Origin of the sequence: Mycobacterium sp. SMC-15 (assembly GCF_045310925.1) — a bacterium.
In the GTDB taxonomy this organism is placed as follows: Bacteria; Actinomycetota; Actinomycetes; order Mycobacteriales; family Mycobacteriaceae; genus Mycobacterium.
The window spans coordinates 317,192-337,387 of sequence record NZ_JBJIAJ010000003.1 but is presented as its reverse complement, the minus strand read 5'-3'; the positions used below and the strand labels follow the sequence as shown (position 1 = coordinate 337,387).

General features: G+C 67.3%; 17 protein-coding genes. 9 read left to right on the top strand and 8 right to left on the bottom strand.

The features are described from left to right. Positions 1 to 28: 28 nt before the first annotated feature. Both ACJH71_RS06605 and ACJH71_RS06600 read right to left on the bottom strand, forming a co-directional pair. The gene (locus tag ACJH71_RS06605; RefSeq protein WP_406757201.1) at positions 29 to 712 is read right to left on the bottom strand and encodes a glycoside hydrolase; all 684 of its coding nucleotides are present in this window, start codon (positions 710 to 712) and stop codon (positions 29 to 31) included. 117 nt (positions 713 to 829) lie between these two features. Continuing rightward, positions 830 to 1,141 (bottom strand): hypothetical protein, encoded by a 312-nt coding sequence (locus tag ACJH71_RS06600; RefSeq protein ID WP_406757200.1) that lies wholly within the window; start codon positions 1,139 to 1,141, stop codon positions 830 to 832. A gap of 121 nt (positions 1,142 to 1,262) precedes the next feature. Here ACJH71_RS06600 and ACJH71_RS06595 point away from each other — a divergent pair, with 121 nt between their 5' ends. Further along, positions 1,263 to 1,658 carry a hypothetical protein gene (locus ACJH71_RS06595; protein WP_406757199.1) on the top strand — a complete coding sequence of 132 codons (396 nt, stop codon included), beginning with the start codon at positions 1,263 to 1,265 and terminating at the stop codon, positions 1,656 to 1,658. A gap of 6 nt (positions 1,659 to 1,664) precedes the next feature. On the opposite strand, the gene ACJH71_RS06590 is transcribed toward ACJH71_RS06595, so the two are convergent. After that, a complete protein-coding gene (locus ACJH71_RS06590) occupies positions 1,665 to 3,320 on the bottom strand; it encodes a recombinase RecB (protein ID WP_406757198.1) in 1,656 nt (551 codons plus the stop codon). Positions 3,321 to 3,341: 21 nt separating this feature from the next. Next, positions 3,342 to 3,938, bottom strand: coding sequence for a hypothetical protein (locus ACJH71_RS06585; RefSeq protein WP_406757197.1), 597 nt, complete (start codon positions 3,936 to 3,938; stop codon positions 3,342 to 3,344). Between the two features lie 4 nt (positions 3,939 to 3,942). Here ACJH71_RS06585 and ACJH71_RS06580 point away from each other — a divergent pair, with 4 nt between their 5' ends. Next, positions 3,943 to 4,524, top strand: coding sequence for a class I SAM-dependent methyltransferase (locus tag ACJH71_RS06580; RefSeq protein WP_406757196.1), 582 nt, complete (start codon positions 3,943 to 3,945; stop codon positions 4,522 to 4,524). Here ACJH71_RS06580 and ACJH71_RS06575 read toward each other — a convergent pair. Then, complete coding sequence (locus ACJH71_RS06575; RefSeq protein WP_406757195.1) at positions 4,521 to 5,171, bottom strand: peptidoglycan endopeptidase; 651 nt, start codon at positions 5,169 to 5,171, stop codon at positions 4,521 to 4,523. The genes ACJH71_RS06580 and ACJH71_RS06575 overlap by 4 nt on opposite strands. A 327-nt stretch (positions 5,172 to 5,498) precedes the next feature. Then, on the bottom strand, positions 5,499 to 6,686 hold the full coding sequence (locus tag ACJH71_RS06570) for an acyl-CoA dehydrogenase family protein (RefSeq protein ID WP_406757194.1): 1,188 nt from the start codon (positions 6,684 to 6,686) through the stop codon (positions 5,499 to 5,501). 102 nt (positions 6,687 to 6,788) lie between these two features. Here ACJH71_RS06570 and fabG point away from each other — a divergent pair, with 102 nt between their 5' ends. The 5 genes from fabG to ACJH71_RS06545 are packed head-to-tail and all read left to right on the top strand — an operon-like array spanning position 6,789 to position 11,235. Continuing rightward, complete coding sequence (fabG, locus tag ACJH71_RS06565; protein WP_406757193.1) at positions 6,789 to 7,526, top strand: 3-oxoacyl-ACP reductase FabG; 738 nt, start codon at positions 6,789 to 6,791, stop codon at positions 7,524 to 7,526. Next, a complete protein-coding gene (locus tag ACJH71_RS06560; RefSeq protein WP_406757192.1) occupies positions 7,523 to 8,740 on the top strand; it encodes an acetyl-CoA C-acetyltransferase in 1,218 nt (405 codons plus the stop codon). The genes fabG and ACJH71_RS06560 overlap by 4 nt, the downstream gene beginning before the upstream one ends. Then, on the top strand, positions 8,740 to 9,933 hold the full coding sequence (locus ACJH71_RS06555) for an acyl-CoA dehydrogenase family protein (RefSeq protein WP_406757191.1): 1,194 nt from the start codon (positions 8,740 to 8,742) through the stop codon (positions 9,931 to 9,933). The genes ACJH71_RS06560 and ACJH71_RS06555 overlap by 1 nt, the downstream gene beginning before the upstream one ends. 4 nt (positions 9,934 to 9,937) lie before the next feature. Further along, the gene (locus ACJH71_RS06550) at positions 9,938 to 10,657 is read left to right on the top strand and encodes a GntR family transcriptional regulator (protein ID WP_406757190.1); all 720 of its coding nucleotides are present in this window, start codon (positions 9,938 to 9,940) and stop codon (positions 10,655 to 10,657) included. A 14-nt stretch (positions 10,658 to 10,671) separates the two neighbouring features. Continuing rightward, the gene (locus ACJH71_RS06545; RefSeq protein WP_406757189.1) at positions 10,672 to 11,235 is read left to right on the top strand and encodes a hypothetical protein; all 564 of its coding nucleotides are present in this window, start codon (positions 10,672 to 10,674) and stop codon (positions 11,233 to 11,235) included. A gap of 19 nt (positions 11,236 to 11,254) precedes the next feature. On the opposite strand, the gene ACJH71_RS06540 is transcribed toward ACJH71_RS06545, so the two are convergent. Together ACJH71_RS06540 and ACJH71_RS06535 are read right to left on the bottom strand one after the other, a co-directional pair. Continuing rightward, positions 11,255 to 11,650 (bottom strand): hypothetical protein, encoded by a 396-nt coding sequence (locus ACJH71_RS06540; protein WP_406757188.1) that lies wholly within the window; start codon positions 11,648 to 11,650, stop codon positions 11,255 to 11,257. Positions 11,651 to 11,826: 176 nt separating this feature from the next. Further along, positions 11,827 to 13,593 carry a molybdopterin-dependent oxidoreductase gene (locus tag ACJH71_RS06535; protein ID WP_406757276.1) on the bottom strand — a complete coding sequence of 589 codons (1,767 nt, stop codon included), beginning with the start codon at positions 13,591 to 13,593 and terminating at the stop codon, positions 11,827 to 11,829. 600 nt (positions 13,594 to 14,193) lie between these two features. On the opposite strand from ACJH71_RS06535, the gene eccB reads away from it, so the two are divergent. After that, positions 14,194 to 15,705, top strand: a complete 1,512-nt coding sequence (gene eccB, locus ACJH71_RS06530; protein WP_406757187.1) for a type VII secretion protein EccB — start codon at positions 14,194 to 14,196, stop codon at positions 15,703 to 15,705. Further along, positions 15,702 to 19,916 carry a type VII secretion protein EccCa gene (gene eccCa / locus ACJH71_RS06525; RefSeq protein WP_406757186.1) on the top strand — a complete coding sequence of 1,405 codons (4,215 nt, stop codon included), beginning with the start codon at positions 15,702 to 15,704 and terminating at the stop codon, positions 19,914 to 19,916. The genes eccB and eccCa overlap by 4 nt, the downstream gene beginning before the upstream one ends. The last annotated feature ends 280 nt before the right edge of the window (positions 19,917 to 20,196 follow it).

The window sequence follows — 20,196 nt, the reverse complement described above, 5'->3', positions numbered from 1 at the left end:
TGCTCTGGGTGAACGCGAGGATCACCGCTCAATCCTTCGGCGGTGGGGTCATCGAGGTGATGAAGTAGGTCTCCTGCCCGGAGGGGTAGCCGCCGCCGTCGGTGGCGATGTGGACGTGGTCGTAGTGGTTGGCGGTTTCGTTGCCGTAGTCCGAGGTCCAGTTGCCGCCGCCGACGCCCGGGTAGATCTTCTGGCGCCAGATCACGTGGTTGACGCCCCACCGTTGGGCATTGGCCAGTGCATAGCCGGCGATCTGGTCGCCGAGCAGGATCCCGGCTTCGCTGTGGTAATCCGGGATCATCACGTCGATGGCCAACCCGTCGGGGTGCCACTTCAACGGATCCTGGCGATACCCGTAGATGGTCTTGATCTCCTGAAACAGCACGCCGATGGTGCGGGCCGCCCAAATGGTCTTGACCTGCAGTCCGTTCTCCTGCGCCACCCCGGCGGGCAGCGGGAAGGTGAATTGCTGGCCTTCGGTGGGCATCGGCACGCTCGCTGCCAGAGCCGCGGCCTCCGCGGGGTTGGCGACGCGGATCCCTCCGGTGGGCGGCGTGTGTGGCGGGGCCGACGGCGCCGCTTCGGCGGTCTGGGTGGGCTTGGGCACCGCATCGTGGCTGCTCTGGGCGTGGATGAGGGCGGCCGACACCGCCAGCGACGTCAGAATGGCCAGGCTGCGACCGCAGATCCTGGCGATCTTTCGTCCGTCCATCCCGAGCACTTTAGTTACTTGACCTTGGAAGCCGCCGGACCGGCGCTCCGTGGCGGGTACCGAGTCGCCGCCGATCGGCCGGCGGGCCAGGCTGCTGCGCGGCCTCGCCGCACCGAATTACCCGCCTGGGCACAGCTCCTGGCGTGCCGCGTCGGCGATCAGTGGGAACTGCGGCCACGCCGAGTAGTGCGGCTGCTGGATCTCGACGGTCCGGCCCACATGCAGGTTCTCGCAGATCATGTGCCCGAGTGCGCGCACGCTGGACTCCGAGATCGGCTCGTCATTCGCGTAGCGGGCGGTGTAGCCGTGGGTATTGAGGTACTTCATGAAGCTGGCGTCGTCGGCGTGCGCCGGTGCGGCCCCGACCAGAACTCCCATCGCGACACCGGCGACGGTCATGGGTGCGGTGAACCGGGCTGCCCAACTCATACCGGCAATGCTACGGCGGGCGCGGGGGAAGGGGCTGCGCCGGTGCAGGCCAGACCCGGCAAGTCACTCCGAGTGGCCTGGTATTGCTGCTAGCGTCAGCGGCGAGAAGAAAGGCGTGGACGTGAAATCAACCGCACTCGCGGCGACCCTGGCCGCAGGTGTGCTGGCCGGGCTGATCGGTGCTGCGTCATCCGCTCAGGCTGACCCGCTCAATCCTCGTGATCCCGATTACTGCGGCAACAGCCCCGACATCCTGCTGTGCACCCAGCAGCAGTCGACGTACCCCAGTCGGGCCGAGATGGCCTACCTCAACGCCATCCGCGGGAAGTTCCCGCCCGGCACGGAGGCCCGCCGCCTGGCCGCCGGACGAACCGCCTGCCTGGAGTTCCCGAAGCATCCGACCAGCCTCATCGTCGAGCAGGTCTCCGTCTACCTGCAGATCGCCAAGCCCACCGCCGGCGAGGTGGTCGACTCGGCCCGCACCAACATCTGCCCGACGGCCAAGACCCAGGGCTGAGCCGGTTCAGCGGCCGTACGCGCGCAACCCGTCACGGATCGCGGCCTGCGCCGCGACGTCACATTCGTTGTAGCTCAGGCACCATTGCCGGGCGGCATCGGCCTGCGGACCGTTGCCCCGGGCCGTTTCGATGGCGCCCTGGGAGGCCAGGCCCCCGGGGTCGTCGACGTCCCAGCCGAAGCCGAAGAAGCCGGCAACCTGCTTGATCGACGACGAGGTACGGGCGAAGAACGTCGCGTCGAACCACTTGCGCAGGTCATAGGTGAGACCGTCGAGCGCCTTCTCCACCTCGGCGAACCTGCGTGTGCTGCTGATCTCGGGGTGGTGCCAATGGAACACCTGCAGAGACTTGCCCTCCCGCGCGGCGTCGCTGCGTAACTGCCGCATCCGGGAGGCGAACTCGGCGGCGAGTTCGGCTTCGCCGGCCTCGTCGAGGGGATCGAACGAGACCACGGGTTGATAGCGGGCCGTGGTGTCGTCCTGGCCGTCGCGAATACGCAGACCCCACTGATAGATCCGGCCCTGATCATCCCACTCGATGTCGAAGTCGACCTCGATATCGGCGCACGGAACAATCGGCAGCCCGAGCTCGTGTTCCTCGAAATCAATTCCGGTGCAACTCATCCGGGCCCGTCGAACCGCGTTGGTGAGCCGATCTTGCGGCATCTTGGTGCCGACGGACTGCATGCGAAACGCCTGAAGGTGTGCCTCCACATCGACAGCGGCCAACTGAGCGACGCTCAACGTCGCACCGTCGCCGCAGTGTCGATACAGGTACTGCCACTCCCGGATGGTGAGGTGGCCGGCCTCGATCGCGAACGACGCATCGTCGTCGCCGGCCACCGCCGCGCAGTAGTCGAACCACGCGCAGGTGGCGCAGTCACTGATGCGGTAGGGCCGCACCAGCTCTCGCCCGGCCGCCGCGGCCGCCGCGACGTCGAGACGGAAGGCGAACTCATGGTCGTAGCGCTGCAGGGCCGAGCGCGCTCTGCGGTGTGTCGGTTCGCTGGCCGAATACGTGACGATGTTCTCGGCATCCAGGTCATACCAGGTGATACCGAGGCTCTCGCCGAGAAGGGCGGCGAGGTCGGAGCTGCCGATGATGCCGCCGCTGCTCACGCCACAGTGAAAACCCAACTCCTGCAACATCCGGGTGTAGTGCGCCAGCTGCATGACATCGTCACGCCAGCGTGCGCCGTGATCGCTGTAGCCGGGAAGGGTCACCCGCCGATCGGGCTCCCACAGTGTCGAAATCTGCACCTCCGAGCGCTTTCCGGCGATCACGGTGCGGTGGTTCTTGATGTCGACGGGAAGGTAGCCGTCCCGGTGTTTGATCAACACGTCGGGAAGGCCCCTGCGGCCGTTGATATCCGGCAGGTGCCCGCCGGCGATCACCTCGACTCCGGCCTGCATCGCGGCCACCGTGCGCCGCTGGCGTTCAGCCCGGCTGGTGTCGGCGTCGAGGAACAACAGGCGCTCCGAGTCGCCGTAGCGTGACCGCAGCTCGTCGAGAACCCGTTCCTCGAAGGCGATTCCGGCAGTGCGCAGCGACTCCAGATCCGGGCGCGGCGGTGCGGCTTCGGGAACTCCGGGGGCGAACTCGTTATGGGTGACGCGGGCACACTGTTTCGCCGGGTAGCCGCCGAGCGTGACCGGTGCCATCGCGTCCGTCCTCAGGTTGCCCTAGTCTGCCGACCGCCTGACGCCGGTGGCGATCTCAGCGAAGAGCGCGGCGACGACCCCGAATGCGAAATACAGCGGAACCAGCCACGGCGCCACACCGAACAACCCGTCCGAGCCGGGGACATAGCGGAAGTGTCCGGCTTCGGCGATCCCGATCTCGACCACCGGACCGACGACCGCGACCAGCGCACCGCAGACTATCGCCGGACGATCACCCAAGGCGCAGAACGTGATGGCGGCGAACGCACAGATCAACGTCGTGAGGGGAACCACCGGCGAGGCATGCAACATCGCGGTGACGACGTAGCTGCCCAGGACCGCGGCCAGGCCAGCCACCCCCTGACGCACCGTGACCGCGGTCCGCGGCGAGGGGAGATGCAGTCGCAGTTCCGCCAGGAAGACGGTCGCGGACCCCACCAGGATCGGGAAATACAGCGGGCTGCTCCAGATGAACGGCACCACGTGCGATCCCGGCAGGTATTCGGTGGTCCCGGTGATCACGTGCGAGTGGTCACCGATCAGACCGGCAGCTCCACCAACGACGAACAGCAACAGTGCGATCGAGGGGCGTAACTTCACCATCGCAGTATCGTCCATTCCGATGAGCGTCGAGGACCGCACCCGCTGGGATGCGAAATATGCCGGCCGTTCGCTACCGGGCTCGATCGGGCCGGCCGCGGTGTTCGCGCCGTTCGCGGACGTGTTTCCGACCGCGGGCCACGCGCTTGACATCGCCTGCGGTCAGGGTGCGGCGGCGGTCTGGCTGGCCCAGCGCGGCCTGCAGGTGGCCGGGTTCGACGTCTCGCCGGTCGCTATCGAACAGGCGCGGGCGTTCGCCCAGCACAGCGGCGTCGGCGACCGGTGCCGATTCGACGCCGTCGATCTCGATGACGGCCTGCCCGACGGGCCGCCCGCCGACGTGGTCTACAGCGCCCGGTTTCGCGACCGGCGGCTCGACGCACCGATGATCCAGCGCCTGGCCCCGGGGGGACTGCTGGCGATCACCGCGCTGAGCCAGGTCGGCAGCACCACGGGACGGTTCCGGGCCGCGCCCGGTGAGCTGCGCACGGCCTTCGCGAACCTGGAGATGATCGCCGAGGGGGAGGCGGACGCATTGGCGTGGCTGCTGGCGCGACGCCGCAAGGCGCCGTCGCCGGCACCGCACGGGGACGGACGGGACTAAGCCGGGGCCGGTGCCTCGCGGTCGCCGGGCTCCGGGGCGGGCTCGGCCGGAGCGTCGTCGAGCGGCAGGGCATCCATCGGGGGCGCCTCGCCGGGCGGCATGTCCATCGGCGCCTCGATGGGGGCCTCGGCCGGGGGTGCCTCAAAAGGCGGGGCCTCCAGCGGCGGCGCGGCCGGCTCGAAGGCCATGGGCTCGGCCATCGGCTCTGCGGCGGGCTCCGGGGCCGGCTCCACCATGGCGGCGAATTCGACCACCGGTGCGTCCGGTGCCGGCGCCTCGTCCATGGGCAGGTACATGTGGTGGGTGAACTGCGACTGGTAGGCGCCGCCGCCACCGATCTTCACGCCGCCGGGCTCACCGCTGGCGACCGGCGTGCCGTCCGGCAGGGTCACCGCGGTGTGGTGGCTGTTCCAACCCACCACCAGAGCGTTGGGGGCGGTGCCATACCGGAAGCCGCGGGCCAGCAGCGCCGACTCCTCGTTAGCGGTGTGGAACCGGCCGCTGAAGGCCGGACGGCCGCTGGCGACGTTGGACACCCACGAGGCCAAACCCGAGCAATCCGTACCGGCAGGAGTGTTCCCACCGACGATGTACGGGGTGCCGGAAACCTGCTGGATGAGCGCCATCAGAGCTTCTAGACCAAACATGACCGAGCACATTAACCATGGATAACTGGACTTACCAAAATCTGTGGTGCCCATCACGTTTGGCATTCATGTTGTCAAACGCAACGCCGGAACGGAAAACGGCAGGTAGAGCGGTGAAAATCCACCGAGCGGGCCCGTCAATTTACGAAAGTGCTGGTAGATGACCCGTATGTGTTTGTTGAGAGTGATCGCAAAGGTCACAAATTCGCATTATTAGGATGAAATTGCCTGATCAATGGGTACGCCGCAGGTATCCATTACCGCGGGTATCAGCGAAAAAAGCGACGCAGGTGGCGTGTCGTTCTCTCAGGCCCAAAGTGATGCTGCTTACAGTGAGCGCTTCGCGTTCTTGATCAGATTCGATCCAATGATCAGCCGCTGGATCTCGCTGGTGCCCTCGTAGAGCCGCAGCAGGCGTACGTCCCGGTAGATGCGCTCAACCGGCACGCCACGGATGTAGCCGCTGCCGCCGTGGATCTGCACCGCCAAGTCGGCGACCTTGCCGGCCATCTCGGTGCAGAAGACCTTGGCCACCGACGGCGCAATCCGCCGATCCTCGTTGCTGACCCACTTGCGGGCGGCATCGCGGACCAGTGCCTGGCCGGCCAGCACCCCGGTCTGCTGGTCGGCCAGCATCGCCTGAACCAGCTGGAAGTCACCGATGATGCTGCCGCCTTGGGTGGCGGTGGCGGCGTAGTTCACCGATTCGTCCAATGCGCGCTGCGCGGCTCCCACCGCCAGCGCGGCGATGTGGATGCGGCCGCGGGCCAGGGACGTCATCGCCGCCCGGTAGCCGATGTCCTCACTGCCCCCGACCAGTGCGGCGGCGGGCAGTCGGACGCCGGTGAAGGTGACATCGGCCGTCCAGGCGCCTTCTTGGCCCATCTTGGCGTCCTTGGCGCCGACTTCGACTCCGGCGGTATCGGCAGGCACCAGAAACACCGCGATCCCGGCGCCGCGCTCGTCGGCGGGCCGGGTGCGGGCGAAGACCACGAACAGATCGGCCAGCGGGGCATTGGTGATGAAGCGCTTCTGGCCGTCCAGCACCCAGGCCTCGTCCTCTCCCGAGCCGTCGCGGACGGCCTTGGTGCGCAGCCCCGCGGGATTGGAGCCCGCTCCGGGCTCGGTGAGGGCGAAGGACGCGACCGCGCCGGAGGCGATGGGCTCCAGCCAGCGCTCCTTCTGTTCATCGGTGCCGAACCCCACCAGCACCTGGCCGGCGATGCCGTTGTTGGTGCCGAACATCGACCGGACCGACGGGCAGGTGTAGCCCAGTTCCATGGCCAGTTCGACGTCCTGGGCCAGATTCAGGCCGAGCCCACCCCATTCCTGGGGGATCGCGTAGCCGAACAGGCCCAGGTCCTTGGCGGCTTGTCGCAGGTCGTCGGGCACCCGATCGGTGTCGAGGATCTCCTGTTCGCGCGGGAGGACCATCGTCCGGACAAACCGGCGGGTCTGGGACAGGATGTCGGCGAAGACGTCGTCGTCAACGGATGAGACGGATGCGCTCGTCATGGCAAGGCCCCTTTCGGCACTGGCCGACAAATCATATATGAAATATGATGTACCGGACCACGGGTGGGCACGACATCACGACATGTAGAGGACGGTTTCGGCGTGGCATTACTCAATGGGCAGACGGCGGTGATCACCGGCGGAGCGCAGGGGCTGGGCTTCGCGATCGCGCAACGCTTCGTCGCCGAGGGCGCCCGGGTGGTGCTGGGCGATCTGAACCTGGAGGCGACCGAGGCGGCGGCGGCGCGGCTGGGCGCCGACGCGGCGGTGGCGGTGCGCACCGACGTCACGGACGCCGCCGACGTCGAGGCACTGGTGGCGCTCGCAGTCGAGCGGTTCGGCGGCCTGGACATCATGGTGAACAACGCCGGCATCACCCGTGACGCCACCATGCGCAAGATGACCGAAGACGATTTCGACCAGGTGATCGCGGTCCACCTGAAGGGAACCTGGAACGGTCTGCGCGCGGCCGCGGCGATCATGCGCGAACGCAAGCGCGGTGCGATCGTGAACATGTCCTCTATATCGGGCAAGGTCGGCATGGTTGGCCAGACCAACTATTCGGCCGCCAAGGCCGGCATCGTCGGCATGACCAAGGCCGCCAGCAAGGAGCTGGCGTACCTCGGTGTCCGCGTCAACGCGATCCAGCCCGGGCTGATCCGCTCTGCGATGACCGAGGCCATGCCGCAGCGGATCTGGGATTCGAAGGTCGCCGAGGTGCCGATGGGCCGGGCCGGGGAGCCCGATGAGGTCGCGACGGTCGCGCTGTTCCTGGCGTCCGACTTGTCCTCTTATATGACGGGCACCGTGCTCGAGGTGACCGGCGGTCGCCACCTATGACGCTGCGCGAGGCGGTGATCTGCGAACCGGTTCGTACCCCCATCGGCCGCTACGGCGGGATGTTCGCGTCGCTGACCGCAGTCGAGCTCGGCGTTGCCGCGCTGACCGGACTGTTGGAGCGCACCGGCCTGCCCGCCGATGTCATCGACGACGTGGTGCTGGGGCACTGTTATCCCAGTAGTGAGGCGCCGGCGATCGGCCGGGTGGTCGCGCTGGATTCCGGCCTGCCGGTGACGGTTCCGGGTATGCAGGTCGACCGGCGGTGCGGATCGGGATTGCAGGCGGTGATCCAAGCCTGCCTGCAGGTCGGCAGTGGCGCGCACCAGGTGGTGATCGCCGGCGGCGCGGAGAGCATGAGCAACGTGGCCTTCTATTCCACCGACATGCGCTGGGGCGGGGCCCGGAACGGGGTGCGGGTGCACGACGGGCTGGCACGCGGCCGGACCACCGCCGGTGGGCAGTACCACCCGGTGCCCGGCGGCATGTTGGAGACCGCGGAGAACCTGCGCCGCCAGTACCAGATCTCCCGCGCCGAGCAGGACGAACTGGCGGTCACCTCGCATCAGCGCGCGGTGGCGGCCCAGCGCAGCGGTGTGCTCGCCGACGAGATCATCGGCGTCACGGTGCGTTCCCGCGCCGGCGAGCAGCGGATCGACACCGACGAACATCCCCGCGCCGACACCTCGCTGGAGTCGCTGGCCAAACTCAAACCGGTTCTGGGCAAAAGCGATCCGGACGCCACCGTCACCGCCGGCAATTCCAGCGGTCAGAACGACGCGGCCTCGATGTGTGTGGTGACCACCCGGGACAAGGCCGAGCAGCTGGGCCTGACCCCGCTGGTGCGGCTGGTCTCCTGGGGCCTGGCCGGGGTCAAGCCCAACGTGATGGGCATCGGCCCGGTACCGGCCACCGATGTCGCTCTGGACAAGGCCGGGCTCACGCTCGCCGACATCGACCTGATCGAGCTCAATGAGGCGTTCGCCGCTCAGGCGCTGGCGGTCATGGCGGAGTGGCGTTTCGGTGTCGCCGACCGCGACCGGACCAACGTGCATGGGTCGGGAATCTCACTGGGGCACCCCGTCGGTGCGACCGGCGGACGGATGCTGGCGACGTTGGCGCGCGAGCTGCACCGCCGCCAGGAGCGCTACGGACTGGAAACCATGTGCATCGGAGGTGGCCAGGGCTTGGCCGCCGTGTTCGAGAGGGTGGCGTAATGACCAAGCTGTGCCAGACGCTGGGGCTGACCGAGAGCCAGACCGAGATCATCGCGGCGGTAAGGGCGTTCGTCGACAAAGAGGTCATACCGCAGGCCGCCGAATACGAACGGGCCGACGCCTACCCGCAACAGATCGTGGACGGCATGCGGCAGTTGGGCCTGTTCGGCCTGATGATTCCGGAGGCCTACGGCGGGCTGGGCGAGTCCCTGCTGACCTACGCGCTGTGCGTCGAGGAGCTCGCGCGCGGCTGGATGAGCATCTCCGGGGTGATCAACACCCACTTCATCGTCGCCTACATGCTGCGCCAGCACGGCACCGACGAGCAGAAGCAGCGCTACCTGCCGGCGATGGCGACCGGCGATGTGCGCGGGGCGTTTTCCATGTCCGAACCCGAGCTCGGCTCCGACGTCGCCGCCATCCGCACCCGGGCCACACCCACCGGAGACGGTGACTACCTGATCAACGGCCAGAAGATGTGGCTGACCAACGGAGCCACGTCGAGCCTGGTGGCGGTATTGGTCCACACCGATGAAGGGGCAGACACCCCGCACCGCAACATGACCGCGTTCCTGGTCGAAAAGCCCACCGGATTCGGTGAAGTCGTCCCGGGTCTGACCATCCCCGGCAAGCTCGACAAGCTCGGATATAAAGGTATCGACACCACCGAGATGATCTTCGACGACTACCGCGCCAGTTCCGCCGACATCCTGGGCGGCACGACCGGTCGCGGCTTCTATCAGATGATGGACGGTATCGAGGTCGGCCGGGTCAACGTCGCGGCACGCGCCTGCGGGGTGGGCATCCGCGCCTTCGAACTCGCCGCCCGATACGCCCAGCAGCGCAGCACCTTCGGCAAGCCGATCGCCGAGCACCAGGCCGTCGCGTTCGGCCTTGCCGAGATGGCCACCAAGGTGGAAGCCGCACACCTGATGGTCGTCAACGCGGCCCGCCTGAAGGACTCCGGCGAGCGCAACGACCTCGCCGCGGGCATGGCGAAGTACCTGGCCAGCGAGTACTGCAACGAGGTCACCCAGCAGAGCTTCCGGATCCACGGCGGCTACGGCTACTCCAAGGAGTACGAGATCGAGCGCCTGATGCGCGATGCGCCGTTCCTGCTGATCGGCGAGGGAACCAGCGAGATCCAGAAACAGATCATCAGCAAGCGCCTGCTGGCCGACTACCGCATCTGAAACCATGTCCGCCCCCGACTTCAGCACCCGGCCGCAATTGGCGGAAGCCGTCGCGCGATACGTGCGCCAGCGGATCTTCGACGGCGGTTACGCCGCGGGGGAGTACGTCCGATTAGACCAACTGGCAACGGAATTGGGCATCAGTGTCACCCCGGTGCGGGAGGCGCTGTTCGAGCTGCGCGGTGAAGGTCTGCTCGACCAGCAGCCGCACCGCGGGTTCGTGGTGTTGCCGGTCACCAGGCGTGACCTGGCTGATGTCGCCGAGGTCCAGGCGTTCGTCGGCGGTGAGCTGGCGGCGCGGGCTGCCGCCGGTATCACCGAGGAGCAGTTGAGTGAGCTCAATGAGATTCAGTCCCGGCTGGAACAGGCCTACGCCGGAGACGACGAAGAGCGGACAGTTCGGCTCAACCACGATTTCCACCGGGCGATCAATGTGGCCGCCGCCTCGACCAAGCTGGCCCAAATGATGTCGCAGATAACACGGTATGCGCCCGAGGCCGTTTTCCCGGGTATCGCCGGGTGGCCGGAGCGGTCCATGGCCGATCACCGGCGGGTGCTCGCCGCGCTGGCGGCACACGATCAGACGCTGGCCCGTACCGCGATGGCCGAGCACTTGGCGGCCGGCGTGACGCCGCTCATCGAGCATCTGACCGACCGCGGTGTGGTGGACTGCGCAGACAGCGACGCGCAGTCAGATCAGCGCCCGTCGGCGACGGGGACGTGAGACCGTATCAACCTATGCAGAACCACACTTACCTGACTTACGAAGACTTCGGGCGCAAGTTCTTCGAGGTCGCGGTCACCGAAGAACGAGTGGCAGCTGCGTTCGCCGTCATCGCCGGCGACGAGTTCGAGATGCCCGCGATGCGGCAGGGTCCGGGCGGCATCGCCAAGGTCACCGCGAAGGTGCGGGTCCAAGAGCCCCGGGTGGCACGCGGTCTGGGCGACCTGCTGACGTTCGCGATCCACATTCCGCTGGAGATCGACCTGCTCATCGATCTGCGGCTGGACAAGCAACGGTTCACCGTGGCCGGCGACATCGCCCTGCATGCCACCGCGCGAGCCGCCGAACCGCTGCTGCTGATCATTGACGTGCCCAAACCACGGTCTTCCGACATCACCGTCGAGGTGTCGTCGACGTCCATCCGCGGCGAGCTGCTGCGGATCTTCGCCGGAGTCGATGGCGAGATCCGCCGATTCATCGCGCACTACGTGGCTGCCGAGATCGACAGCCCGCAGTCTCAGCGGGCGCAGATCATCGACGTGGCCGAGCAGCTGGACTCCGCCTGGACCGGTATCTGACCGCTCGCCGGTGCGACCCCTACGGGTAGGGGATTGCGGGGATGGCCGGAATGGCCGGGATTGCCGGAATCGCCGGGATTGCCGGAATCGCGGGGATGGCCGGGACTGCCGGCGCAGACGGGGCCCGCGGCGCTGCGGGAGCCGCCGGAGCCTGCTTTGCGGTGGGTTCGACTACCGGGGCGGCGCTGGTGAGCGGTGCATCCGGCAACGTGGTGGGGCCGGACTCGTCGGCGCCGCTGTCCGCGGGCGGGGTCGGCGCCAGCGGCGCCGGCGACGCGGGTGCCTGGGTGACCTCGCCGTAGCTGTCCTCCTCGGAATCACTGTCGCAGCCGCCGCAGGCGGTCGCCACCGCGCCCACTGTGAGCCCGACGGCCACCACCGACAGGACTGACTTTCCGATTCCGCGATTGCGCATGGATTCTCCCCGTTGTTCAGTTGCCTCATGTCACCCTACGACGCGCGGGTGGCTTTGGCGGACTAGCCGTCGCCAACGTCAGGCCGGGCTGCTGGCCGTCGTAACTTCCGCAGATGCGGCGCGGCCTGACAGGTGTTCCTGTCAGGCCGCGCGAGCGGGCTTTCCCTGGGTTCGGCTCAGATCGTCTGATGGCGTCCGAAGAACTTGTGGTCTTCGCTGTAGCCGCCGTGTCCGCTGCCGATCTCTTTGTAGCTCTCCACGAACTCGATGCCCTTGATCCATTTCACCAGCTTGTAGCCGTGCTGCAGCTCGTTGCGCAGTCGCAGCGGCCGGCCGTGCATGTAGGGCAGCGGCTGGTCGTTCATGTTGTAGGCCAGCATCGACATGTGGTGCCACATCTGGTCGACCGGGTGTGCGTTGTAGAAAATGCCGCCGGTGGCGCCCAGGCCCATCGAGTAGAAGATCGCCCATTTGGCCTGGGGAAGCGGCTTGACGATGTCCATGATGGTCGACATCGACACTCCGCCCCACTTGGCCACGCCGGACCAGGCCTGCACGCACATGTGCTGGGTGATCTGGTCGTGGTACGGAAGAGCCTTGAGATCCTCCAGGGAGAACTCCATCGGGTTCTCGACCAGGCCGTAGACCTTGAGCCGCCAGTCCTTGAAGTCGTTTGCCTCGTATTCCTTGTACTCGACGGTCTCGGGCAGCCGGCCGTTGCGCCAGTGGAACGGTGAGATGTCGGCCTCGGTGAAAGTCCCCGGCTCGGGGTCGAGATGCTCCAGGGCGCGCTGGAACGGCCCGATCAGGGCGTAGCCGATCTTCTGCACAACCCGCGGGTAGCGCAGGGTGAGCGGAGTGGCGGCAATCCAGCCGATGATGCACACCACCGCCGCCACGCAGAAGACATAGAAGCCGATTGGGCTGTGGCATTCCGGGCCCGCACCCTCAGCGCAACCGCGAGCGGCGAACATGTGGTTGAGATTGTCGAAGGCGTCGGTCGCGAACACCATGGTGACGTGCACCAGGATGAACATCAGGAAGTAGACCAGCACCACGAAGTGCAGGGACCGGGCGATCTGCAGGTTCAGTCGCATGTGCTTGCTGATCAGCCCCAGCCGCTGTGACAGCGCCGGGGACATGCCCAGCGCCGTGATCAGCGCGGCGGGCGCGGCCACGAACACCGTGACGAAGTAGGAGATCAGCTGCAGCGCGTTGTAGTTGGTCCAGGTGTGGTCGTCCGGCCAGTCCAGCGACGCGTACTGGATCATCACCGAGGCGGCGTGCGGAACGACATCCCAGCTGGTCGGGACGATGCGGCGCCACTGACCGGTGGTGAACAGCAGGACATAGAAGACCGCGCCGTTGAGCAGCCACAACACGCCCAGCCCCATGTGCCACCACCGCGCCAGCCCGATCGAGTGCCGGAAGCCCGGCAGACCGAACTGCGCCGGCAGGGCGACGGTGTCGGCGTTGGCCGTCCAGTACGGGTCGTCTGGAACCGGCGGCCCCACTCGCAGCCACTCGTCCTTACCGGGGGTGGAGTTGCGGCTGAAGTACAGCCGCGGGTGGTCGCAGAGAATCTGGATGCCGGCCCGGATGATGAAGATCATCATGAACAGGTTGAAGAAGTGGGTCCACCCGGCCCAGGCCGGTAGGCCGCCGGCGACCTCGGTGGACGGACTGCTGCCCGGGTAGGTGGCGATGAAATCCTCCACGCCGGGCATGTGCCGAATGCCCTTGCCGATCGCGATCATCGCTATCAGCCCGACGAAGCCGATAGGGATCAGCCAGAGCAGGTTGAACCACTTGTCCTTGCCGACACGCAGATGCGGGGCGACCGCGCGCCGGCTGAGGTCGAAACCGCCACCGTAGGTCTCGACGTCGACGGTCTCGTTGTGGTTTTTGTGAATCTCTGCCCGGTACCCCTGTTCCAGCTCCAACTCGACGTCGACGACGTCAGCGGAGTAGCTGACTGGGTGAGTTGTCTCTTTCGTTGCTGGTGAGGTCGCGGGACCCCGCGGGTCGAGCTGCCCTTCAGCACCCTGTCCATCAATCGTGGTCACTTTTCGACGGTAGCGCGAAAAGGCTCGTGTCCCGATACTCTGACATCAGATACGCAGGCTTCTGACAGGAAACTCAGGTAACGCAAGTGCGGATTTCGGCGATGGTCGACGGCCACCGTGCCGCCGGCTGGCGTGTGCTGGGGCGCCGACCGGCACGATCGTGCGATCGAGGCGATTATTTCGGTAGGCAAACCGCCGCATTTCGCTGTGCAGGGCAGAAGTGAACTCACGCGGATCTCGCGCTTTACAGACCGTTCATCTAGCGCGGTCATAATTCGAGGCAGAACGGGCGAAGTGCGTTTCGCCATCGCCATCAGATTGCAATCTGCACTGCGGGCAGTCCTAGCGCGACACAGCTAGCATGCGCAGTGGAGAAACTTGTGACCAGGCAGGGGTAGATGACGACCTATAGGGGACCGGCACCGCGCCGTAATTCGGCAGTACTGCCAATGCTGCGGGCGGGGGCTGGGGCGCGCCGTGGCTGACGAACAGCGGGGACCCGGTTACGGCCTTGGGCTGTCGACGCGTACCCAGATGACCGGGTACCAATTCCTGGCGCGACGGACCGCGATGGCGTTGACCCGCTGGCAGGTTCGGATGGAAGTAGAGCCCGGCCGGCGCCAGTCGCTGGCCGTGGTGGCCTCGGTGTCGGCGGGAGCCGTCGTCTGTCTCGGTGCGCTGCTGTGGTCGTTTTTGAGTCCGTCGGGCCAGATGAACGAATCGCCCATCATTGCCGACCGTGATTCCGGCGCCCTGTATGTGCGGGTCGGCGACACCATATATCCGGCACTGAATTTGGCCTCGGCTCGACTGATCGCCGGCCGGGCAGACAACCCGCACAAGGTGCGCTCCACTCAGATCGCCGAGCAGCCGCACGGCCCGCTCGTCGGAATTCCCGGTGCGCCCTCGGACATCCTGCCGACCACACCCTCCACGTCGTCGTGGCTGATCTGCGACACCGTCGCCAACGTTCAGGGCGTCGGTGCGCCGTCGCCGGTGACCGTGACGGTGATCGACGGCGCCCCGGAGCTCAACTCCCGCCGCCGGGTGCTGGACGGGCCCGACGCGGTGGTGCTGCGCTACGGCAATGACTCCTGGGTGGTTCGCCAGGGCCGCCGCTCGCGCATCGACGCGGCCGACCGGGCGGTGCTGCTGCCGCTGGGATTGACCCCCGAGCAGGTCGACCACGCTCGCCCGATGAGTCAGGCACTGTTCGACGCGTTGCCGGTGGGTCCGGAACTGGCCGTGCCGTTCGTGCCGGATGCCGGTCACCCGCCGGCCTTCCCGAATGCCCCCGGTCCGGTGGGAATGGTGTTCACCACACCGCAGTTGGCTGGGCCGCAACAGTATTCGGTTGTCCTGATGAACGGCGTGCAAACGGTGTCGCCGGTGGTGGCCCGCATCCTGCAGAACGCCGGGGCCACCGGAGGCGGTGCCCCCGCGGTGGTGACGCCGCAGGATCTGGCGAAGATGCCGGTGGTCACCGGACTGGACCTGTCGGCTTACCCCGAGGGGCCGCTGCAGGTCGTCGACATCAAGGAGAACCCCTCCACGTGCTGGTGGTGGGAGCGTTCCACCGGTGACAGCCGGGCCCGGGTGCAGGTGGTGTCGGGCCCCACGATTCCGGTGTCGCAGAAGCAGATGAACCGGGTGGTGTCGCTGGTCAAGACCAACGACACCAACGTGCCGGAGGCCGACCGGGTCTACTTCGGTTCGGGCTACGGAAACTTCGTCGCGGTGACCGGCAACGACCCGGATGCCTCGACGCGCGAATCGTTGTGGTGGATCTCCGCGTCGGGCGTGCGATTCGGGATCCCCGGCGACGACGAGCGCAAGGCGCTGGGCCTGGTCGGCGAACCGGCACTGGCGCCGTCGGTGGCGCTGCGCCTGCTGGCGCACGGCCCGACCCTGTCTCGCCAGGATGCGCTGGTACGTCACGACACTCTGCCAACCGATATGAGCCCAGCAGAATTGGCGGTGCCCAAGTGAAACGTGGATACGCCCGGCCGACGCCGGAACGCGCGCCGGTGGTCAAACCGGAGAACATCGTATTGCCGACGCCGCTGAGCGTCCCGCCGCCGGAAGGCAAGCCGTGGTGGCTGGTGGTGGTCGGCGTGCTGGTGGTCGGCCTGCTGGTGGGCATGGTCGCGATGACCGTGGCCAGCGGTTCCCGGATGTTCCTGGGGGCCGGCTCGATCTTCCCGATCTTCATGATCGGCGGCGTCGCGATGATGATGTTCGGCGGCCGCTTCGGCGGCGGCGCCCAGCAGCTGAGCCGGCCCAAGCTCGACGCGATGCGCGCCCAGTTCATGCTCATGCTGGACCGGCTGCGCGAGTCGGCGGCGGAGTCCGCGGACAGCATGGACGCCAACTACCGGTGGTACCACCCGGCGCCGTCCACCCTGGCCGCCGCGGTCGGGTCGTCGCGCATGTGGGAGCGCCAGCCCAACGGCAAGGACCTCAACTTCGGCCTGGCCCGGGTCGGGGTGGGGATGACCCGGCCGGAGGTCACCTGGGGTGAGCCGCAGAACATGCCCACCGACATCGAGCTAGAACCGGTGACCGGCAAGGCGCTGCAGGAGTTCGGGCGCTACCAGAGCGTGGTCTACAACCTGCCGAAGATGATCTCGCTGCTGGTCGAGCCCTGGTACTCGCTGGTCGGTGACCGCGAGCAAGTGCTCGGGCTGATGCGCGCGATCATCTGCCAACTGGCCTTCTCGCACGGGCCTGACCATCTGCGCATGGTCGTGGTGACGTCGGATGTGGCGCAGTGGGACTGGGTCAAGTGGATGCCGCACTTCGGCGACCCGCGCCGCCAGGACGCCGCGGGCAACGCCCGGATGGTCTACGGCTCGGTGCAGGACTTCGCCACCGAACACGCCGAACTGTTCTCCGGGCGTGGATCGTTCATGCCGCGCCACGCCAGCTCGTCGGCGGAGACCCCGACGCCGCACCACCTGATCATCGTCGACGGCCTGGACCCGCAGTGGGAGTACGTCAACACCACCGAGGGCATCGACGGTGTGACGTTCTTCGACCTGACCGGCGCCCCGGAGTGGCGGGGCGTTTCGCAGCGGGTGCTGCGCCTCGACGACAAGGGCATCATCAACGCCCTGCCGCGGGACCGCGACACGTGGATGGTCATCGACGACAACGAGTGGTTCTTCGCCCTCGCGGACCAGGTCAGCCCGACCGACGCCGAACAGTTCGGGCAGCGGTTGGCGCATTGGCGCCTCGCGGCGGCCTACGAGGAGATCGGCCAGAAGGTGACGCACCACATCGGTGCGCGCGACATCATGGCCTACTACGGGATCGACGACGCCGGGCGGATCGACTTCGAAGAGCTGTGGGCGACCCGGCGCGATGCGGGCAGCCGGGGCCGGTTGCGGATTCCGTTCGGAACCCGTTCCGACAACGGCGAACTGCTGTTTTTGGACATGAAGTCCCTCGACGAGGGCGGCGACGGGCCGCACGGCGTCATGTCCGGCACCACCGGTTCGGGTAAGTCGACCCTGGTGCGCACGGTGATCGAGTCGCTGCTGCTGGCTCACCCGCCGGACGAGCTGCAGTTCGTGCTGGCCGACCTCAAGGGTGGATCGGCGGTCAAGCCGTTCGCCGGGGTGCCGCACGTGTCGCGGATCATCACCGACCTGGAAGACGACCAGGCCCTCATGGAGCGCTTCCTGGAAGCCATGTGGGGTGAGATCGCCCGGCGAAAGACCATGTGCGACAACGCCGGTGTCGACGGCGCCAAGGAGTACAACGAGATCCGGTCCCGGATGCGGGCGCGCGGGGACGACAGCCTGCCGCCGTTGCCGATGCTGGTCGTCGTCATCGACGAGTTCTATGAGTGGTTCCGCATCATGCCCACCGCGGTGGAGGTGTTGGACTCGATCGGCCGGCAGGGCCGCGCCTACTGGGTGCACCTGATGATGGCCTCGCAGACCATCGAGAGCCGCGCCGAGAAGCTGATGGAGAACATGGGCTACCGGCTGGTGCTCAAGGCGCAGACCGCCGGCGCCGCGCAGGCAGCCGGCGTGCCCAATGCGGTGAACCTGCCGGCCAAGGCCGGTCTCGGCTACTTCCGCAAGAGCGGCGAAGAGGTCATCCGTTTCCAGGCCGAGTTCCTGTGGCGCGACTACCACCGGGGCGGAATGCTCGACGACGACCAGATGCCGTTGACGCATTCCGTCGACTACATCCGCCCGCAGCTGTTCACCACCGAGTTCACTCCGCTCGAGGTCAGCGTCAGCACGCCCGAGATCGAGGCGCCCGACGAGATCCCGGCGATCGACACCAAACCCGCGCCAGCGGCCGGTGAGCCCGCCGAGGAAGAGGACTTCATCCGGACGCCCAAGGTCGGCACGGTCATCATCGACCAGCTGCGCCAGATCGACTTCGAGCCCTACCGGCTGTGGCAGCCGCCGCTGGACACCCCGGTGACCGTGGAGGACCTGGTCAACCGCTACCTGGGTCACCCGTGGCAGCAGGACTACGGCACCCGGCGCGACCTGGTGTTCCCGATCGGGGTCATCGACCGGCCCTTCAAGCACGATCAGCCGCCGTGGACGGTGGACACCTCCGGTCCGGGCGCCAATGTGCTGATCCTGGGCGCCGGTGGTTCGGGCAAGACGACCGCACTGCAGACGCTGATCTGCTCGGCGGCGTTGACCCACACCCCTGAGCAGGTCCAGTTCTACTGCCTGGCCTACAGCGGCACCTCGCTGACCACGGTCGCCGGACTGCCGCACGTGGGCAGCGTCTGTGGTCCGACCGACCCCGACGGAGTGCGCCGCACGGTGGCCGAGCTGCTGGCGCTGGTGCGAACCCGCAAGCGCAGCTTCCTGGAGAACGACGTTGCGTCGATGGACGTCTTCCGCCGGCGGAAGTTCGAGGGTGCGCCGGGCACGGTGCCCAACGACGGTTTCGGCGACGTCTACTTGGTGGTCGACAACTACCGGGCGCTCTCGGAGGACAACGAGGTGCTCGTCGAGCAGGTCAACCAGATCATCAACCAGGGGCCGTCGTTCGGTGTGCACGTGATCGTGACCGCCGACCGCGAATCGGAGCTGCGCCCGCCGGTGCGAAGCGGTTTCGGATCCCGGGTCGAGCTGCGTCTGGCCGCGGTCGAGGACGCCAAGCTGGTGCGCTCCCGGTTCGCCAAGGATGTCCCGGTGAAGCCGGGGCGCGGCATGGTCGCGGTCAACTACGTACGCCTCGACAGCGATCCCCAGTCCGGTCTGCACACCCTGATCGCCCGGCCCGCGATGGCCGACACCGGCGGCAAGGTGTTCGAGTCCGACAGCGTCGCGGCGGCGGTGAGCCAGCTGGCGGTGGGTCGGGTGCGCCCGGTGCGGCGTCTGCCGGCGCGGTTCGGGCTGGAAGAGGTGCGTGCGGTCGCGGCCAACGACCGCCGCGAAGGAGTGGGAGCGGGCGGTATCGCCTGGGCGATCTCCGAACTCGACCTGCAGCCGGTCTACCTGAACTTCGCCGAAAACGGCCACCTGATGGTGACCGGGCGTCGCGAGTGCGGTCGCACCACCACGCTGGCCACCATCATGAGCGAGATCGAGCGGCTCTACGCGCCCGGATCCAGCAGCGCGCCCGCGCCCAGCCCGGACGGTCGGCCGTCGGCGCAGGTGTGGCTGATCGACCCACGTCGTCAGCTGTTGACCACGCTGGGGTCGGACTACGTGGAGAAGTTCGCCTACAACATGGATGGCGCCGTGGCGCTGGTCAACGAGTTGGCCACCACGCTGGCAAACCGTGAACCTCCGCCAGGACTGTCGGCCGAAGAGCTGCTGTCGCGGACCTGGTGGAGTGGGCCGGAGATCTTCTTGATCATCGACGACATCCAGCAGTTCCCGCCCGGCTTCGACTCGCCGTTCCAGAAGGCTGCGCCCTGGGTCACGCGCTCGGCAGACGTCGGTCTGCACGTGATCGCCACCCGCACCTTCGGCGGCTGGTCGTCGGCGGGTGCCGACCCGCTGCTCCGGGCACTGCACCAGGCCAACGCACCACTGTTGGTGATGGACGCCGACCCGGACGAGGGCTTCATCCGCGGCAAGATGAAGGGCGGCCCGCTGCCTCGCGGTCGTGGCCTGCTGATGGCCGAGGACACCGGTGTGTTCGTTCAGGTCGCCGCCACCGAGCTGCGGCGGGCGCCGGCGCAAGAGCGCGCCGCCACCCCGGCCGGCTGACCGGACTCCAGCAACCACTGTGACGCCTACAACAGCTTCACGGTGGTTGCTGGCGCTGTCACAGCCCGTCATGGGACTGCGAATTAATCGCGGCAGGATTTTAATCGGGGCGTCGTGACGGCAGGTTTCACAGCAGTGCGCGGCCGCCGACGGTGCTGGAAATAGCAGCGCTGTGTTTTTCCAGTTTGGAGCCATTTCAAGGGCCCAGCGGCCTGGTCGCCGCTGCCGGATTGTTACCCCAGATGAACACTTGTTATCGGCAGGTGAACACTCGGCGTTG

Bases quoted from the DNA above. Each gene is read 5' to 3' on its own strand.
- ACJH71_RS06605 (WP_406757201.1), bottom strand. From the start codon at position 712: ATGGACGGACGAAAGATCGCCAGGATCTGCGGTCGCAGCCTGGCCATT.
- ACJH71_RS06600 (WP_406757200.1), bottom strand. From the start codon at position 1,141: ATGAGTTGGGCAGCCCGGTTCACCGCACCCATGACCGTCGCCGGTGTC.
- ACJH71_RS06590 (WP_406757198.1), bottom strand. From the start codon at position 3,320: ATGGCACCGGTCACGCTCGGCGGCTACCCGGCGAAACAGTGTGCCCGC.
- ACJH71_RS06585 (WP_406757197.1), bottom strand. From the start codon at position 3,938: ATGGACGATACTGCGATGGTGAAGTTACGCCCCTCGATCGCACTGTTG.
- ACJH71_RS06580 (WP_406757196.1), top strand. From the start codon at position 3,943: ATGAGCGTCGAGGACCGCACCCGCTGGGATGCGAAATATGCCGGCCGT.
- ACJH71_RS06575 (WP_406757195.1), bottom strand. From the start codon at position 5,171: ATGTTTGGTCTAGAAGCTCTGATGGCGCTCATCCAGCAGGTTTCCGGC.
- ACJH71_RS06570 (WP_406757194.1), bottom strand. From the start codon at position 6,686: ATGACGAGCGCATCCGTCTCATCCGTTGACGACGACGTCTTCGCCGAC.
- ACJH71_RS06560 (WP_406757192.1), top strand. From the start codon at position 7,523: ATGACGCTGCGCGAGGCGGTGATCTGCGAACCGGTTCGTACCCCCATC.
- ACJH71_RS06555 (WP_406757191.1), top strand. From the start codon at position 8,740: ATGACCAAGCTGTGCCAGACGCTGGGGCTGACCGAGAGCCAGACCGAG.
- ACJH71_RS06550 (WP_406757190.1), top strand. From the start codon at position 9,938: ATGTCCGCCCCCGACTTCAGCACCCGGCCGCAATTGGCGGAAGCCGTC.
- ACJH71_RS06545 (WP_406757189.1), top strand. From the start codon at position 10,672: ATGCAGAACCACACTTACCTGACTTACGAAGACTTCGGGCGCAAGTTC.
- ACJH71_RS06540 (WP_406757188.1), bottom strand. From the start codon at position 11,650: ATGCGCAATCGCGGAATCGGAAAGTCAGTCCTGTCGGTGGTGGCCGTC.